This is a genomic window from Burkholderia sp. Ap-955 (assembly GCF_011753045.1).
Taxonomy (GTDB): Bacteria; Pseudomonadota; Gammaproteobacteria; order Burkholderiales; family Burkholderiaceae; genus Burkholderia; species Burkholderia lata_D.
On sequence record NZ_VWWH01000076.1, the window covers coordinates 1 to 16,654 of the forward strand.

Genomic DNA, 16,654 nt, shown 5'->3' on the forward strand with positions numbered 1-16,654 from the left:
CGTGCTCGACGGCATGGCCGCCGCGCTCGAGCCGGGCGCGGAACTCGCGGCGCTGCGCGCGCGGGTGGACGACGCGGTGCACGCCGAGGCGGCCGAACCGTCCGGCTCGGACACGTCGCGGCTGTTGACGCTCGACCGGCTGGCCGCGGTGCTGGCCGGATTCGAGCAGGCGTTCGCGGGCAAGGCGCTGGTCGACCGGGAGCGTCCGCCGGCGTCGCGCGTGCGCTATGCGTTCCACCGCGACACGGTGCTGGCCTGGCACAACGGCATCCGCGCGTTCATCGCGGTGCTGGCCGCGTCGGCGATCTGGATCGTCAGCGCGTGGCCGTCGGGCGCCGGCTTCGTCACGATCACCGGCGTGGTCTGCGCGCTGTTCTCCACGCGCCCGAACTCGGTGGGCGCAGCCATGGGCTTTCTGAAAGGCACCGCGTGCGCGGCGGTTGCGGGCGCGCTGTGCAATTTTGTGCTGCTGCCGGCGGTGTCGGGTTTCGAGATGCTTGCGTACATCCTCGGCGTGTTCATGATCGGCACCGGCATCGTGATGCGCAACCCGCGCACGGCCGGCATTGGCAGCGGCTTCTCGATCTTCTTCTGGAATTTCACGTCGCCGGACAACACGGCGCGCATCGGCGATGCCGCGTTCCTCAACTCGGCGCTCGCGACGCTGCTTGGAATCGCGTTCGGCGCGCTCGTGTTCGCGCTCTTGTTTCCCGGCGACCCCGGCACGAGCCGGCGGCGCCTGCACGGCGCGGTGCGCCGCGACCTGGCGAGCCTCGCACGCGACCCGCGCGCGTGGCCGGCCAGCGCGTGGCTGAGCCGCACGGCTGATCGCCTCGGCCGCGAACTGGGCTTCGCAGGCAGCCTGCCGCAGAGTCTCATCGAGCGCGACCTGCGCGATCTGCTCGCGGCCTGGACGATCGGCGACAGCCTGCTGGCGCTGGCCGAACTGGCGACGCGCGAGCCGGCGGCGCGCCGGGCAGTCGCGGCAGTGCGCGGGCGGATCGGGCAGGGCGATTTCGTCGGGCTCGAACGGACCTGCGACGTGGCCGCCCGTGCATTGCGGAGGCGCGTGGCCGACCTCGACAGCGACGACGGACGCGCGCTGCTGCGCGGCGTCGTGCTGGTGCGGACGATCGCGGAGGCCGCTGCTGCGCACAGCCGTTTCCTGCGCGGGCGTCTGCATTGGGCCGCGAGCGGTATGGCGTGGCTCAACTGAGCCTGCCGGGCGTCACTTCTGCAGGCCGCGGCTCGCGGTTCGGTTCGAGCCGCGTGCGCTCGAGCTGGCGCGTGAATACGTTGAATTTGGCTGGAGCCGCCTGCGTCACATAAGCGAAGTAGAGAAACGCGGCGAGTAGACCCGTAGTGTCCGGCGGTAGTCGATGACGCTACGCGTCGACGTTCGTCCTTGGATTCGCGACAATCATATACACAGGCTTAACGCCTTCTCGTCACTCACCCTGACGCGTGTCCTTGCGATAATCGGAAGGACTACTGCCGGTCCAGTGCTTGAACGCGCGGCAAAAACCGGTGGCATCGGAAAAGCCAAGATCGAACGCCAGCACTGCCACGCTCGTGTTCGAGTTCGTCAGCCGATCGACCGCGATATCCCGTCGCAGCCCATCTTTCACCTGCTGGAAATGTGTTCCTTCTTCCGCAAATCGGCGATTGAGCGTGCGAACGGAAGTATGCAGCGCTTGCGCAAGGCCCTGAATCGTCAGCGGCTGCGCGATGTTCCGCTCAAGATACTCGCGCGTTTTGGCCACAATGGAGCCATGATGAAATGCGCTGAACGTCCAGTCCCCCGGCGCGCCTTTCAGGAACGCCCATAGCTCGTGTTTCTCGCGTTTGAACAGCTCGGCACAATCCTGGTACGAGAAATAAATGCTCGTCATCCCGGCATCGAAGTGCACCGCTCCGGGGAACAGGAATGCATAGTCTTCGACGTGCCTCGGCCTGGCGAAACTGAACTCGGCCCGGTGCAGGATGATCTCTCTGCCTAGCAGCCATGATGCGATGCCGTGCGCCAGCTTCATCATCAACTCATGCCCAAGCGGAGTGACCGGCGTATCAGGCGCCCTTTCCACCAGAGCCAGTCGCACCAGATCGTTCTTCGTCGAAACCTGCAACCGATAGTCATCCAGCAGCAAATTCCAGAAACGCACGAACCGGTTGAACGCGACCAGCACGGTAGGCGCATCCAGCAGGCTGAGCATCAGATACTTCAACGTGCCGCCCCGGATCGGCCTGGACCAGAGTCCCAGCATCTCGTCGTCGAGCGTCGCCGCGACCGTCTTGTACAGCACGACGTACTGCTGGCGCGTGATTCGCGCATCCGGCTGATTCAGAAGCGACTGCGGGATGGCGGCGCTTGCGAGTAACTGTGTGGCCACGTCTTCTCCGTGACGGGTGCGAACGGTGCGCAGCATCCCGTGCAGGAAGTGAGCCGAAACGGTGAGAGAACTTTGTCGGGACAGGTTCATGATTCGCCTATTATGGCGCATTTTGCATATCGAATGGCACGATGCGCCAGTTCTTCACCCGCCCTATGCCTATACTGGCAAGCAATTTCCGTGATTCTTTAAATTTACGAACATTGCCAGATGGCGCATTGCGCCAATTTCTGGCGGCGTTTCTACGTCAGTCAAAAGGGGAGCATCGCTTGAATACGAGACGTATCGTCGTGACCGGGATGGGTATCGTTTCGCCGTTGGGATGCGGCGTCGAATCGGTATGGACCCGTCTCCTGAAGGGGCATTCAGGCCTGGCCGGTTTGCCCGGCGATATCACTGAAGGGATTGCATCGAAGGTCGGCGGCGTGGTGCCCATGTTGACGTCAGACTGTCCATGGGGATTCGATCCGGCGCGCGCGGTAGAGCCCAAGGACCAGAAGAAGATGGACCGGTTCAGCCTGTTTGCGCTCGCCGCGGCGCAAGAGGCCCTGACTCAAGCCGGATGGCAACCTGAATCCGAAAACGCACGCGAAAGGACGGCAACCATCGTGGCGTCTGGCGTGGGCGGGTTCGGCGCGATCGTGGACGCCGTCAGAATCACGGATAACCGCGGACCGAGGCGGCTTTCTCCTTTTACCGTTCCCAGTTTCCTTGCCAATATGGCAGCGGGCCATATCTCCATTCGTCACGGCTTTCGTGGCCCCCTGGGCGCACCGGTGACTGCCTGCGCTGCCAGCGCACAGGCCATCGGCGACGCAGCGCGCCTGATTCGGGCCGGCGAAGCCGATATTGCCGTGTGTGGTGGGGCCGAGGCCTGCATCGATCGAGTCAGTCTGGGGTCGTTCGCCGCGGCAAGAACCATGTCCACCGGCTTCAATGAGCATCCCGCGCAGGCATCCCGCCCGTTCGATACCGGACGAGACGGTTTTGTCATGGGAGAGGGCGCCGGCATGCTCGTCATCGAAGACCTGGAGCACGCACTGCAACGTGGCGCCACGCCGATCGCAGAAGTGCTCGGTTATGGCACGAGCGCCGACGCACACCACATGACGTCTCCGCCCGATGACGGCGCCGGCGGACGACGTGCGATGGAGCTGGCAATCCGCCAGGCGAATCTTGAACCCGGGATGATCGGGCATTTGAACGCACACGCGACGTCCACGCCCGTAGGGGACATCAGCGAGCTCGCGGCCATCAAGGCGATATTCGGAACAGGTCGAGGCCCCGCCGTATCAGCCACCAAGTCGTCGACAGGACATTTGCTTGGGGCAGCCGGCGGCGTGGAAGCCATTTTCGCCGTGCTCGCGCTGCGCGATCAGCTCGCGCCGCCAACGCTCAATTTGACGCAGCCGGATTCGGCGGCGGAAGGCATCGACATCGTCGGCGGATCGCCCCGCAAGATATCGACGGAATATGCGATCTCCAATGGCTTTGGTTTTGGGGGTGTCAATGCCAGCCTGGTGTTCCGTCGACTTTGATCCTGGGCTCGAGGCGAATGAAGATCCCGAACACAGGCCCTGGCGTAAGCGTCGGTCGCGGCGTAGGTTTGCACGCTGATTCCTGTCGGATAAGGCGCAGGTACTGCTGCATCATCAGCGTGCGCTACGCGGGACTTGGCCGTGGGTCGGCCGGTGCGGAAGCCGTCACGGGCGCCACTGTCGGGTTGAGTCGGCCGGATCAGCTGAGCCGGTAGGCCTTGCCCGGCGTCACTTCCGCCGGCAGCGGCTCGCGGTTCAGTTCGAGCAGCGTGCGCTCGATCTGGCGCGTCATCGCATCGAGGGCGAGATGGTTCGGCCCGTTGCCGAACGGTTCGGCGATCGCATGCGCGATCGCGTCGAGCGCGATCAGCGTATAGGCGACGAACACGCTGACGAACGGCGTCGCCGCGCCGATCGAATCGACGAGCCCGAACGGCAGCAGCACGCAGTATGCGTAGATGGTCCGGTGCAGCAGCACGTCGTATGAAAACGGGATCGGCGTCGACGCAATCCGTTCGCAGCCGCTCACCATCGATACCAGATCGTCGAGACGCGCGTCGAGCATCCACAGCCGCGTGTCGGACAGGTGGCCCGCATCGGCGCGCGCGGCGAACGCTTCGCGCAGTGCGTGCACGATGACGACCGGGCGGAACCGCGCAGCGGCGACACGCGCGTAGGTGGCGCCGTCGAGCAGCCCGCGCAGGTCCGCGGCCGGATCGGTGCCGCGCAGTTGATGCTTGAGCGCATAGACGTACGCGACGACCGTCCGCACGAACGCGCGTCGCGACGCATCGTCACGGTCGATCGCGCCGTAGCAGAGCGCCTGCGACACCAGCGTGCGCGAGGCGGTCAGCACGCCGCCCCACAGTTGCCGGCCCTCGCGGTAGCGTTCGTAGCTCGCGTTGTTGCGAAACCCCGCGAAGATCGCGAGCGTGAGGCCGATCAGCGTGAACGGCGTCGGGTTCAGCGGCACCTTCTCGCCGAGCACGCGGCCGCCGCCCCATACCGCGACGAGGCTGATCGCGAGCGTCAGCACGAGCTGCGGCAGGATGGTCGGCAGCACCGAGCCGTTCCAGACGAGGAGCATCCGCAGCCAGTGCTCGCGCGGACGAACGATCATCGCCGTGCTCCGTCAGGCGGCGATCGACGCCGGCGCGGCCGCGCGATGCAGCAGCACCGGAATCGACTTCGACGTCGGCGTGTTGCACACGTCGCCGACGCTGTCGAGCGGCACGAGCGGGTTCGTTTCCGGGTAGTACGCGCCGATGCAGCCGCGCGGGATGTCGTACTCGACGAGCAGGAAGCCGTCCGCGCGCCGCTCGATGCCGTCGTGCCACACGGTCTCCATGTCGACCCAGTCGCCGGCCGCAAGGCCCAACATCGCGAGATCGTCGCGGTTGGCGAACACCACGCGGCGCTGGCCGAACACGCCGCGATAGCGGTCGTCGAGCCCGTAGACGGTCGTGTTGTACTGGTCGTGCGAGCGCGTCGTCATCAGCGTCATCAGCCGTTCGCCGTGCAGCGCGCGGGCACGCTGGATCGGTGTGTCGGCCGGCAGCGCGTGCGCGATGAAGTTCGCCTTGCCGGTCGGCGTGAGCCATTCGCGGTCGCGCGACGCCACGCGCAGGTGGAAGCCGCCCGGCCGTGCGATGCGCGTGTTGTAGTCGTAGAAGCCGTCGAGCGTCGCCTCGATCGCGTCGCGGATCTTCGCGTAGTCGTCCTTGTACGCGAGCCAGTCGATCTTGCCGCTGCCGAATAGCGCATGGCCCATGTGCGCGACGATCGCGGGCTCCGACATCAGGTTCGGCGACGCCGGCTTGTTCATCCCGTACGACACGTGGACCATGCTCATCGAATCCTCGACCGTCACGCCTTGCGCGACGTTGTCCTGCAGGTCGATCTCGGTGCGGCCGAGCGTCGGCAGGATCAGTGCGTCGCGGCCGTGGATCAGGTGGCTGCGGTTCAGCTTCGTCGTGATGTGCACGGAGAGGTCGCAGCGGCGCATGCCTTCCCACGTGCGCGGCGTGTCCGGCGTCGCCATCGCGAAGTTGCCGCCGAGGCCGATCAGCACCTTCACGTGGCCTTCGAGCATCCCTTCGATCGTCTCGACGACGTCGTAGCCGTGGTGGCGCGGCGGTTCGAAATCGAACACGTGGCCGAGTCGGTCGAGGAACGCCTGCGACGGCTTTTCCTCGATGCCGACCGTGCGGTTGCCCTGCACGTTCGAGTGGCCGCGCACCGGGCACAGGCCCGCGCCCGGGCGGCCGATGTTGCCGCGCATCAGCATCAGGTTGGTCAGCATCTGCACGGTCGCGACCGAATGCTTGTGCTGCGTGATGCCCATCCCCCACGTCGCGATCACGCGCTCGCTGCGTGCATACAGTTGCGCGAGGCTGTCGATCTGCTCGTACGGCACGCCGCTTTCGGCCGTCAGCGCGGACCAGCTTTCGTTGCGCAGGTCGTCGGCGAATGCGTCGAAGCCGGCCGTGTGCTCGCCGATGAATGCGGTGTCGAGCACACGCGGCGCACCGGCGGCGCGCGCGGCGTCGTCGAGTTCGAGCACGCGTTTCGCCATCCCCTTGATCAGCGCGAAATCGCCGCCGATCGTGGGCTGGATGAACGTCGATGCGATTTTGGTGCCCGACATCGTCAGCATTTCGATCGGGCTTTGCGGATCGGCGAAGCGTTCGAGGCCGCGCTCCTTCAGCGGGTTGATCGACACGATCGTCGCGCCGCGCTTCGCGCACTCGCGCAACTCGCCCATCATCCGCGGGTGGTTGGTGGCCGGGTTCTGGCCGAAGATCAGCAGCGTGTCCGCGTGTTCGAAATCGTCGAGCGTGACGGTGCCCTTGCCGACGCCGACCGACGCCGGCAGCCCGCGGCTCGTCGCCTCGTGGCACATGTTCGAGCAGTCGGGGAAGTTGTTCGTGCCGTACAGGCGCACGAGCAGTTGGTACAGGAACGCCGCTTCGTTGCTGGCGCGGCCGGACGTGTAGAACGCGGCCTGGTTCGGGTCGGGCAGCGCCCGCAGGTGGCGTGCGATCAACTCGAACGCGTCGCCCCACGCGATCGGCACATAGCGGTCGGTCTGCGCGTCGTACACCATCGGGTCGGTGAGCCGGCCGTGCTGCTCGAGTTCGAAATCCGACTGTTCGAGCAACTCGGTGACCGTGTGCGCGGCGAAGAAGTCGGGCGTCACGCGCTTGCTCGTCGCTTCCGCCGCCACGGCCTTCACGCCGTTTTCGCAGAATTCGAACGTCGACGCGTGCTGGCGGTCGGGCCACGCGCAACCCGGGCAGTCGAAGCCGTCCGGCTGGTTCTGGCGCAGCAGCGTACGGTAGTTGCCGCCCGCGACCTTTTCCTTGATCAGGTTGATCGTGACGGCTTTCAGCGCGCCCCAGCCGGCGGCCGGGTGGGTGTACGGTTCGATGCGCGCGGTGGCGGATTTCTTTTTCATGATGCAGCGGGTGTCGGGGTCGATGGATGCAGAGTACGCGCGGCCCCCGTCCGGCTGTGTGTACACCTGTTCACTTCAAAAAAGAGTACAGTTTCGGCCATTCAGGCAGTGCGGATCGCAACTGTATTGTTGAAGGGAAGTTGAAAGGGAGGCGCGTGAAGCGTTACGAACAACTGGCCGACGATCTCCAGGCGCAGATCGAGCGTGGCGTGTACCGGCCCGGCGAGCGGATTCCGTCGGTCCGGCAGGCGAGCCGGCAGCAGCAGCTCAGCGTCACGACCGTGTTGCGTGCGTACCTCGTGCTGGAAAGCCGCGGCCTGATCGAAAGCCGGCCGCAATCGGGCTATTTCGTCCGCGCGCGTGCGTCGGCGCCGGCCGAGGCCGAGCTGCACATGTCGGCGCCGGCCGCCGAGCCGTCGGCCGTGGACGTGAGCCGGCTCGTGCTGTCGACGCTGCGCTCGATCTCGCGCGACGACGCGGTGCCGCTCGGCTCGCCGTATCCCGATGCGTCGCAGTTTCCGGTGCAGCGTCTCGCGCGCTATGCGCAGACGATCGGCCGCCGCCGCACGCGCTGGGGCGTGATCGACGACCTGCCGCCCGGCAACCAGGAGCTGATCCGCCAGATCGCGCGGCGCTATGCGGAGCGCGGGATCGTGGTCGAACCCGGCGAGATCGTGGTGACGATCGGCGCGACCGAGGCGATCAACCTGTGCCTGCAGGCCGTCGCGAAGCCGGGTGACACGATCGCCGTCGAGTCGCCGACCTTCTACGCGATGCTGCACGCGATCGAGCGGATGGGCATGCGCGCGCTGGAAGTCGCGACGCACCCGGTCGACGGCATCGATCTCGACGCGCTCGAACGGGTCCTCGAACGCGAGCGCATCGCCGCGTGCATGGTGATGCCGAACTTCCAGAATCCGCTCGGCTTCCAGATGCCCGACACGCGCAAGCGCGCGCTCGTCGAGTTGCTCGCGAAGCATGGCGTGCCGGCGATCGAGAGCGACGTCTATCACGAGCTGCACTTCGGCGACACGACGCCGAGCGCGCTGAAGTCGTTCGACCGCGACGGGCTCGTGCTGCATTGCGCGTCGTTCACGAAGAGCCTGTCGCCGCGCTACCGGATCGGCTGGGCGATGCCGGGCCGCTACCGCGACCAGGTCGAGAAGCTGAAATTCCTGAACACGCTGGCCACGCCCGCGATCGAGCAGCTCGCGATTGCCGAGTACCTGAAATACGACGGCTACGATTTCCATCTGCGGCGCATGCGCAAGCAGTACGCGCAGCAGGCGAGCCTGATGAGCGCGATGGTGCGGCGCTTCTTCCCCGAAGGCACGCGGCTGTCGCAGCCGCAGGGCGGGTACGTGCTGTGGGTCGAGCTGCCGCGGCAGGTCGATGCGATGAAGCTGTATGCGGTTGCGCTCGCTCAAGGGATCACGGTCGGCCCCGGACACATGTTCTCGGCGAGCACCGATTACCGGCATTTCATCCGGCTCAACTACAGCTATCCGTGGTCGCGGCAGATCGAGGATGCGTTGAAGGTGCTCGGGCGGCTCGCGTCGGAGTGCGCGGCGCGCTGAGTGCAGGGGGCCGCGCGGCAAGCGGCGGCCGACGATCGGCCGCCACCGCATGCATTAACCCGCGTGCGGCGCCTGCAGCCCGGCTTGCGCGGCGCCGACCATCTGCCGCATGTCGAAGCCCGACGGGTGCTGGTACACGCGCAGCCCGAACTCCGGCAGCACCGCGATCAGGTGATCGAACAGGTCGGACTGGATGGCCTCGTAGTCGACCCACGTCGTCGTGTCGGTGAAGCAGTACAGTTCGAGCGGAATGCCTTCGGCCGTGAGCGGCAGTTGCCGCGCCATGCAGGTCATGTCGCGGCGGATGCGCGGATGGCCCTTCAGGTAGTTCGCGACATACGCGCGGAACGTGCCGAGATTCGTCAGCTGGCGGCGGTTCGCCGGGCAGTCGCCGGCCGCGCCGAGCGTGCCGTTCCATTGCTCGATCGCGTCGACCTTGTCCTCGAGGTAGTCTTTCAGCAGCGTCAGGCGTTCGAGCCGTTCGATCTCGTCGCTGGAGAGAAAGCGCACGCTCGTCGCATCGACGAACAGCGCGCGCTTGATGCGGCGCCCGCCCGCTTCGGTCATTCCGCGCCAGTTCTGGTAGCTCTCGGTGATCAGCTTCCACGTTGGCACGGTGATGATCGTGTGATCGAAGTTCGCAACCTTGACGGTGTTCAGCGTGATGTCGATCACGGTGCCGTCCGCGCCGGCCGACGGCATCGTGATCCAGTCGCCGATCCGCAGCATGTCGTTCGACGACAGCTGTACACCCGCGACGAGGCCGAGCAGCGTGTCCTTGAAGATCAGCATCAGCACCGCGGACATCGCGCCGATGCCCGACAGCAGCAGGCCGATCTGCTTGCCGGTCGCGTCGCCGATCACGACGAGCGCGGCCGTGATGAACATCACGAGCTTGACGAGCTGCATCGCGCCTTTCAGCGACAGGTGCGGCTGGCCGCGATGATCGCGCTGGTACGTGCGATGCGTGTGTTCGAGCGCCGACAGCGTCGCGCTGACGGTCATCGTCACGAGGAACACGATCAGCGCGAACAGCACCTTGTCGGCGGCCTGTGCGGCCGTCTCGGGGATGCCGGGCACCGCGCCGAGCCCGAGCTTGATCACGACGAACGGGACGATGCGGTTCAGCCATTTGAATGCGCCGAACTCGAACAGCGCGTCGTCGACGCGCGTGGCGGAAAGCCGGGCGAGCCGCGCGACCACGCGGAACAACAGGAAATGGACGACGGCGGTGATCGCGCCGGCGGCGGCGAGCAGGATGAGGGTGCCGACGAGCGGCGCAAACCAGGATTCGTTCAGGGTCATAGGGGCAAACAGGGGCCTTCTCGTGCGTTGAATCGGCGCCGCGGCGCGGCGCGCGCCCGGTGAAGGGCACATGAAAGGGACCGTGATTGTGCCATCGGGTTCCAGGTGAGTTACTGTGAGTGCATGGTGCGCGTCTCCCGAACTTCCTCACCATTGCGTAGGTTTCCTCTGTAATCGGGTGAGGGCGAGTGGTGAAAACGCATCACCGTGAGTCGCCGCACGCGCATGTTGCCGGACGCGTTGCGCACTGGCCGGGGATCGGCCGGGGCCCGCTATGGCGGGCCTTCGCGCTTCGATGCGCGCGAACGGCGATCCATGCAATCATGCGGGCGTCGCCCGTGTCGGCGCGTGTGGCGCTCGCTTTCGCGTGCGGCTCATCGCCGACGGTGAGCGACACGTGCCACCTTCGCGCACTTGCCATGCGATGCGTGCCCGGGGCACGATGCGCGAACGACTTCGCGAACCCCGTCACCCCGTATTCACGCATTCCACGCATGCAAGATTCCCACGAAAGCCGCCCGTCAGGCGTGCGGCTGCTGAAAGGCATCCTCCCGATCCGACGTGGCGGGGCCATCCGCGACGTGTTCGCGGGCATTTCGCTCGCGTCGATGGACATCCCGCAGGTGCTCGGCTATGCGCGCATCGCCGGCATGCCGGCCGTCACGGGCCTCTACACGGTGTTCCTGCCGCTCGTCGCGTTCGCGTGCTTCGGCGCGTCGCGGCATCTGGTGGTGGCCGCCGATTCCGCGACCGCGACGATCTTCGCGAGCCGGCTGTCGTCGATGGCGCCGGCCGGCAGTACCGGGTACGTGGCGCTGGCCGGCATGGTCGCGTTGCTGACCGCCGCGATGCTGCTGCTCGCGCGCATCTTCAAGCTGGGCTTTCTCGCCGATTTCCTGTCGCGCACGGTGCTGGTCGGCTTTCTCGCCGGCGTCGGCGTGCAGGTGTCGATCGCGATGCTCGGCGACATGCTTGGGCTGGCCGTGCCGTACCCGGCGTCGCGCAGCCTGGCGCAGCTCGGCTACGTCGTCACGCATCTCGTCCACACGAACCGGCCGACGTTCACGCTCGCGGCGCTCGTCGTCGTTGCGATTCTCGCGTGCAAGCGGTTCCTGCCGCGCGTGCCGATGCCGATGATCGCGGTCGCCGGCAGCATCGCGGCCAGCTCCGCGTTCGGATTCGCCGCGCACGGCATCGCGGTGCTCGGGCCGGTCGCCGGCGGGCTGCCACCGCTGCGCTGGCCGTCCGTCACGTGGCAGCAGTGCCTCGATCTCGTGCCGGTCGCAGCGTCCTGCTTCGTGATGATCATTGCGCAGAGCGCGGCCGCCGCACGCGTGTTCGCGCAGCAGTACGACGAGGAGGTCGATACCAACGCCGACATCCTCGGCCTCGCGGCCGCGAACGCGGCGGCGGCGGTGGGCGGCGCATTCGTCGTCAACGGCAGCCCGACGCAGACGGCGATGGCCGACGGCGCGGGCGTGCGCAGCCAGATCGGGCACCTCGCGTTCGCGGCCGTGGTGGCGGTGGTCCTGCTGTTCTTCAGCACCTATCTGCAGTACCTGCCGCATGCGGTGCTGGCCGGTATCGTGTTCACGATCGCGCTCGGGTTGATCAACGTGCGCAGTCTCGCCGCGATCCGCAAGGAAAGCCCCGGCGAGTTCACGCTCGCGCTGGTGACGGCGCTGGCCGTCGTGACGGTCGGCGTCGAGCACGGCATCCTGCTGGCCGTCGCGCTGTCGCTGATGCGGCACGTGCGCCACAGCTACCAGCCGCACACGATGGTGCTCGAACCGGTCGAAGGCAACGGGCGGTGGCAGCCGGTGCCCGCGCGGCGCGGCGCGATGACGGCGCCGGGGCTGATCGTCTACCGGTTCGGCTCCGACCTGTTCTTCGCGAACGATCACCTGTTCACCGCCGAAGTGACCGAACTCGTCGATGCGGCGCCGGTGCCGACGCGCTGGTTCGTCGTCGACGCGGGCGCGATCACCGACATCGACTATTCGGCCGCGCGGACGCTGGTCGACCTCGTCAGGATGCTGAAGGCACGCGGGATCGGCGTGCTGTTCGGGCGCGTCAATCGCTACCTGCGCGCGGACATGGATCGTCACCAGATCACGGAGGTCATCGGCGCGTCGTGCATTTTCCCGACACTGCACCAGGCACTGGAAGCCGCCGGCACGACGCCGGCGCCGCAGGAACCGGGCATCGTGTAGCGGGAGCCGGCGCTAGGCCGCCGCCCGTACGCGCGCGAAGCCATTGCGCAGGTGGCGGGCGAGTTTCGCCGCGGCCGGCGTGCGCTGGCCGCGCGGCAGATGCAGGTTGATCGCGAAGTTCGGCAGCGCGGGCAGGCCGCTGTCGGCCGGCAGGATGTCGAGGTCGGCCGGTACGGTCGACGCGAGCCAGGCGGTCACCGCGAGGTCGGAGCGCACGGTCGCGGCCGTCGCATCGATGCTGCCGTTCTCGAACACCGTGCGCCACGCGCGATCGCAGCCGCGCAGCGCGTCGAGCACCGTCGGGCGGAACGCACAGGTCTGCGCGACCATCGACACGGGCAGCGGCGTATTCCGGTACGCGGTGCCGCCTTTCGCGCCGACCCAGACCAGGCGGTCGACGGCGATGCACTCGCCGCGTGACGGCCCGACCGGCGCCTCGATCAGCGCGACGTCGAGTTCGCCCTGCGTGAGCCCCCGGCGCAGCTCCGGTGACGCCGCGCACACGAGCGAGAGCGCGACCTGCGGATGCGCCTGCGCATAGCCTTTGAGGATCGGCGCGAGGCAGCTGCCGACGAGATCCTGCGGCGCACCGAGGCGAACTGTGCCCTCGACCGCGCCGGCCGTCATGTCGGTCAGCAGCGCATCGTGCACGGCGAGCAGCCGGCGCGCCTGCCCGAGCAGCCGCTCGCCGTCCGCCGTGAGCAGCAGGTTGCGATGCTCGCGGACGAACAGCGGGCCGGACAGCGTTTCGAGCCGTGCGACCTGCTGGCTGATCGCGCCTTGCGTCAGGTGCAGCGCACGGCTGGCCGCCGTCATGCTGCGATGCTCGGCGACCGTGACGAAGGCGCGCAGCAGCGCGATGTCGAGATTGCGTACCATGCGATGCATTATGAACGCTAATGACAGGCATAAAAAGCTTTCGCTGTCGTAATGGGAAGATCGCGGGTAAAACGAGGCTTCGATGACGACAACCGGGAGCTTCCGTGCCGTTCCGCGACTACCTGCCGCTGATGCTGTTCGTGATCGTGTCCACCGTGACGCCGGGCGGCGCGACGACGCTCGCGACCGCCTCGGGCGCGCATTTCGGCTATCGGCGTTCGCTGCCGCTGATGGCGGGCATCGCGGCCGGCCTGGCGTCGATGGCCGCCGCTGCCGCCGCCGGGCTCGGCGGCGTGCTGCTTGCGTTGCCCGCGTTGCAACTCGCGATGAAGGCGGTCGGGTCGGTGTATCTCGTGTGGCTGGCCGTCCGTATCGGGCGTGGCGGCAAGCCGCGGCTCGATGCCGCCGTGCATCGGCCGCAGGGGTTCGTCAGCGGTGTCTGGATGCTCTGGCACAACCCGAAAGGCTGGGCGATGACGCTCGGCGCGGCCGCGTCGTTCGCCGCGCTCGCATCCGGCCCGGCACGGCTCGGCATCTTGCTCGGGCTGGCGTTCGGCGTGGCCGCGATGGCGTCGCTGTCGCTCTGGTGTTTCGCCGGGCTGCTGTTCGCGCGCGTGCTGCGTACGGAGCGGCAGTGGCGCTGGCTGAATGCCGGGCTCGGCGCGCTGCTGGTGGCGTCGATCGTGCCGATGTGGCTGCCATAGCGACGCCGCGCGCGGGGCACGGCGCAGCGTGACGAGCGCTCGCGGTCAGCGCGAACCGGCGCGCGCGGCGCCGGCAGGTTTCCCGCCCGCACCGGCCGACCACAACGGCAGCCGCAGCGTCGTGACGAAGCTCGCGGCGTGCAGCACGCAGAGCAGTCCGAACGCCCACGCATAGGCGTTCCCCGGTGTACCGCCACCCGTCGCCGATTCGACCTGCAGCCGCCATGCGAGGAACAGCGTGCACACCGTCGTGAACGTCGGGCCACCGAGACGCTGCACGATATTGAGCGAGGTCGTCGCCATTGGCAGGTTGCGGCGCTCGACCGACGCATACGCGGCGGAAATCGACGGTGCGCCGATCGCGCTCTGGCCCATGCCGCGCAGAAACAGCGCCGGCACGAGCCAGTACGGATCGTAGCCGGTCAGCGCGAGAAACACGAACGGCAGCGTCGCGAACAGTGCGAGCAACGCGCCTGCGGCGGCCAGCCGGCGCACGCCGAACCGGCTCGTGAGCGCGCCCATCGACGGGTACGTGACCAGCATGCCGAGCCCCATCGGCGCGAGCAGCCAGCCCATTTCTCCGGGTGTGCGGCCGCAGGCCTGGATCAGAAACACCGGAATCAGCATCTGGCCCGCGAACAGTGCGCCGTTCGACAGGAATTGCGTCGACGCGGCCGCGCCGAACACCTTCCGGCGAAACAGCGCCAGGTCGATCAGCGCGCGGTCGCCCTTGCGCGTTTCGACCCGCAGGAACGCCGCGAGCAACAGCGCGGCCGCGACGATCGCCGCGATGCCCGGCGCTTCGTTGATTCGCTCGATCCCGTACAGGAACAGCACGAGCCCCGGCGACAGCAGCGCGAGGCCGACCCAGTCGAGTTCGCGCGGTTGCGTGTCGTCGCGGTCGCCGGGCAGGAACCGCACGGCCAGCGCGAGTGCCAGGACGCCGACGGGCAGGTTCACGAGAAACAGCCAGCGCCACGTTGTGTGCTGCAGGATCGCGCCGGCAACGACCGGGCCCAGAATTGGCGCGAGCAATACGGGCACGGCCACGTAGCCGATCACGCGCGCCATCTGCTGGCCGGCGACACGCGCGATCATCATCTGCGCCATCGGCGCGAGCAGCCCGCCGCTCGCGCCTTGCAGCACGCGGAAGGCGATCAGCGAGGGCGCGGACCACGCGAGCCCGCACAGCGCCGACGTGAGCGTGAACGCCGAGAAGCACCACAGATACAGTGCCTTCGCGCCGATCCGGTCGACGAGCCAGCCGTTCAGCGGCAGCACCAGCGTGAGCGCGAGCAGGTAGCCGCTCGTCACCCACTGGATCGTCGAGAGGTTTGCGTGCATGTCGGTCGCGAGGCTCGACAGCGACACGTTGACGATCGTCGCGTCGAGCTGCGACAGCAGCGAGCCCAGCACCGCGACCGCGCTGACCTTCCAGATCGACGGATCGAGCCGGCCGGCCGCATGGTCCCGCGCCGGCCGCGTGCGCGGGTCGCTCACGCGCCGCGCCGGTCGAGCAGCGCGACGATGTCCTGCGTCGTGCCCGTCTCGCCGAGGCGCGGGAACAGACGCTCGACGCTGTTCACATGCGCATCCGCGTTGAGGTCGGTCATGGCGTCGACGGCGAGCGTGACGTTGTAGCCGAGTTCGTGCGCCTGCCGTGCGGTCGATTCGACGCCGATGCTCGTCGCGACGCCGGTCAGTACGATCTGCGTGACGCCGGCGGCCTTCAGGTGCGCGTCGAGATCGGTGCCGGTGAAGGCGCCCCAGGTCTTTTTCGTCACGAGGTGGTCGCCCGGCTGCCGGTTCAGTTCGGGGACGAGGTCGGCCCAGTCGGCCGGGAGTTGTGCCGTGCGCGGCGGTTGCTCGGTGCGACCCGGTGCGCCGCCCGCGACGTTGACGAGCACGACCGGCAGGCCGCGGCTGCGGAACGCGTCGAGCAGCGTACGGGTGTGTGCGATCACCGGTTCGACCGGGTGCGCGGTGGGGAGGGCGACGATGCCTTTCTGCAGGTCGATGACGACGAGTGCCGTGTTCGTGTCGAGACGGGTTGCGCTCATGATGGGACTCCGTGAAAGGGGTGAAGGGAGCCGTGCGCGCGAATGCCGTGGGGCGCGCCGGCCGGATTCATTGTTCGCCGATGCGGCGGATCAGCGGGATCGCGGCGGCGAGCGTGGCGATGTCTTCGGGATCGAGCTGCGCGATCGCGGCGCCGAGCCATTGGTGTTTCGCGGCGTTGCGCTTGAGCCGTGCGTCGAGGCCGGCCGCGGTCAGCCGGAACAGGATCTGGCGGCCGTCGGTCGGATGCGGTTCGCGTTCGACCAGGCCGTCTTCCTCGAGGCTGGCAAGCGTCGCCTTCATCGACTGCGGCTTCATCGCTTCAGCACGCGCGAGATCGGCGGTCGTCATCGGCCCGTGCCGTTCGAGTCGCGCGAGCGCGCTCGTCTGGGACATGCCGAGCCCTCCGGATTCGATCTCGGAGCGGAGCCGGCGGATCAACTGGCCGACCGCGAGGGTCAGGTCGGCGGCGACGATATCAGCGGAAACGCCGGGTTTGCGTGGAGGATTCATGCGGCGGATCATAAAACACG

The 16,654-nt window shown here is 67.6% G+C and carries 13 protein-coding genes; 5 read left to right on the forward strand and 8 right to left on the reverse strand.

The window, feature by feature from the left end:
- Positions 1–1,216: FUSC family protein (locus F3J15_RS28680; RefSeq protein WP_166895428.1), on the forward strand; the 1,216-nt coding region annotated here is incomplete at its 5' end.
- Between the two features lie 232 nt (positions 1,217–1,448).
- Here the strand turns inward: F3J15_RS28680 and F3J15_RS28685 are convergent.
- Positions 1,449–2,480: an AraC family transcriptional regulator gene (locus tag F3J15_RS28685; RefSeq protein WP_166895429.1), complete on the reverse strand. Its 1,032-nt coding sequence runs from the start codon at positions 2,478–2,480 to the stop codon at positions 1,449–1,451.
- A 179-nt stretch (positions 2,481–2,659) separates the two neighbouring features.
- Between F3J15_RS28685 and fabF the strand changes: the two genes are divergently transcribed.
- The gene (gene fabF, locus F3J15_RS28690; protein WP_166895454.1) at positions 2,660–3,928 is read left to right on the forward strand and encodes a beta-ketoacyl-ACP synthase II; all 1,269 of its coding nucleotides are present in this window, start codon (positions 2,660–2,662) and stop codon (positions 3,926–3,928) included.
- Between the two features lie 199 nt (positions 3,929–4,127).
- Here the strand turns inward: fabF and F3J15_RS28695 are convergent, their stop codons facing one another.
- Both F3J15_RS28695 and F3J15_RS28700 read right to left on the reverse strand, forming a co-directional pair.
- Complete coding sequence (locus F3J15_RS28695) at positions 4,128–5,048, reverse strand: bestrophin family ion channel (RefSeq protein ID WP_089447881.1); 921 nt, start codon at positions 5,046–5,048, stop codon at positions 4,128–4,130.
- A gap of 12 nt (positions 5,049–5,060) precedes the next feature.
- Positions 5,061–7,385, reverse strand: coding sequence for an FdhF/YdeP family oxidoreductase (locus tag F3J15_RS28700; protein WP_166895430.1), 2,325 nt, complete (start codon positions 7,383–7,385; stop codon positions 5,061–5,063).
- A gap of 155 nt (positions 7,386–7,540) precedes the next feature.
- Here F3J15_RS28700 and F3J15_RS28705 point away from each other — a divergent pair, with 155 nt between their 5' ends.
- Positions 7,541–8,962 (forward strand): PLP-dependent aminotransferase family protein, encoded by a 1,422-nt coding sequence (locus F3J15_RS28705; RefSeq protein WP_069251814.1) that lies wholly within the window; start codon positions 7,541–7,543, stop codon positions 8,960–8,962.
- 54 nt (positions 8,963–9,016) lie between these two features.
- On the opposite strand, the gene F3J15_RS28710 is transcribed toward F3J15_RS28705, so the two are convergent.
- Positions 9,017–10,267, reverse strand: a complete 1,251-nt coding sequence (locus F3J15_RS28710; RefSeq protein WP_089447880.1) for a mechanosensitive ion channel family protein — start codon at positions 10,265–10,267, stop codon at positions 9,017–9,019.
- Positions 10,268–10,761: 494 nt separating this feature from the next.
- On the opposite strand from F3J15_RS28710, the gene F3J15_RS28715 reads away from it, so the two are divergent.
- Positions 10,762–12,480: a SulP family inorganic anion transporter gene (locus F3J15_RS28715; RefSeq protein WP_166895432.1), complete on the forward strand. Its 1,719-nt coding sequence runs from the start codon at positions 10,762–10,764 to the stop codon at positions 12,478–12,480.
- A 12-nt stretch (positions 12,481–12,492) separates the two neighbouring features.
- On the opposite strand, the gene F3J15_RS28720 is transcribed toward F3J15_RS28715, so the two are convergent.
- Positions 12,493–13,368 carry a LysR substrate-binding domain-containing protein gene (locus F3J15_RS28720; protein ID WP_166895433.1) on the reverse strand — a complete coding sequence of 292 codons (876 nt, stop codon included), beginning with the start codon at positions 13,366–13,368 and terminating at the stop codon, positions 12,493–12,495.
- A gap of 95 nt (positions 13,369–13,463) precedes the next feature.
- On the opposite strand from F3J15_RS28720, the gene F3J15_RS28725 reads away from it, so the two are divergent.
- On the forward strand, positions 13,464–14,063 hold the full coding sequence (locus tag F3J15_RS28725; RefSeq protein ID WP_083266112.1) for a LysE family transporter: 600 nt from the start codon (positions 13,464–13,466) through the stop codon (positions 14,061–14,063).
- 45 nt (positions 14,064–14,108) lie between these two features.
- On the opposite strand, the gene F3J15_RS28730 is transcribed toward F3J15_RS28725, so the two are convergent.
- The 3 genes from F3J15_RS28730 to F3J15_RS28740 form a co-directional block, all read right to left on the reverse strand.
- Positions 14,109–15,563: a DHA2 family efflux MFS transporter permease subunit gene (locus F3J15_RS28730; protein WP_166895434.1), complete on the reverse strand. Its 1,455-nt coding sequence runs from the start codon at positions 15,561–15,563 to the stop codon at positions 14,109–14,111.
- Complete coding sequence (locus tag F3J15_RS28735) at positions 15,560–16,123, reverse strand: isochorismatase family protein (protein WP_089447876.1); 564 nt, start codon at positions 16,121–16,123, stop codon at positions 15,560–15,562. The genes F3J15_RS28730 and F3J15_RS28735 overlap by 4 nt, the downstream gene beginning before the upstream one ends.
- A gap of 67 nt (positions 16,124–16,190) precedes the next feature.
- Positions 16,191–16,646 carry a MarR family transcriptional regulator gene (locus F3J15_RS28740; protein WP_083266111.1) on the reverse strand — a complete coding sequence of 152 codons (456 nt, stop codon included), beginning with the start codon at positions 16,644–16,646 and terminating at the stop codon, positions 16,191–16,193.
- Positions 16,647–16,654: the final 8 nt, after the last annotated feature.

What these genes read in the sequence shown, in the direction of transcription:
- F3J15_RS28685 (WP_166895429.1), bottom strand. Translation starts at nt 2,480, where the DNA reads ATGAACCTGTCCCGACAAAGTTCTCTCACCGTTTCGGCTCACTTCCTG.
- F3J15_RS28695 (WP_089447881.1), bottom strand. Translation starts at nt 5,048, where the DNA reads ATGATCGTTCGTCCGCGCGAGCACTGGCTGCGGATGCTCCTCGTCTGG.
- F3J15_RS28700 (WP_166895430.1), bottom strand. Translation starts at nt 7,385, where the DNA reads ATGAAAAAGAAATCCGCCACCGCGCGCATCGAACCGTACACCCACCCG.
- F3J15_RS28710 (WP_089447880.1), bottom strand. Translation starts at nt 10,267, where the DNA reads ATGACCCTGAACGAATCCTGGTTTGCGCCGCTCGTCGGCACCCTCATC.
- F3J15_RS28715 (WP_166895432.1), top strand. Translation starts at nt 10,762, where the DNA reads ATGCAAGATTCCCACGAAAGCCGCCCGTCAGGCGTGCGGCTGCTGAAA.
- F3J15_RS28720 (WP_166895433.1), bottom strand. Translation starts at nt 13,368, where the DNA reads ATGCATCGCATGGTACGCAATCTCGACATCGCGCTGCTGCGCGCCTTC.
- F3J15_RS28735 (WP_089447876.1), bottom strand. Translation starts at nt 16,123, where the DNA reads ATGAGCGCAACCCGTCTCGACACGAACACGGCACTCGTCGTCATCGAC.
- F3J15_RS28740 (WP_083266111.1), bottom strand. Translation starts at nt 16,646, where the DNA reads ATGATCCGCCGCATGAATCCTCCACGCAAACCCGGCGTTTCCGCTGAT.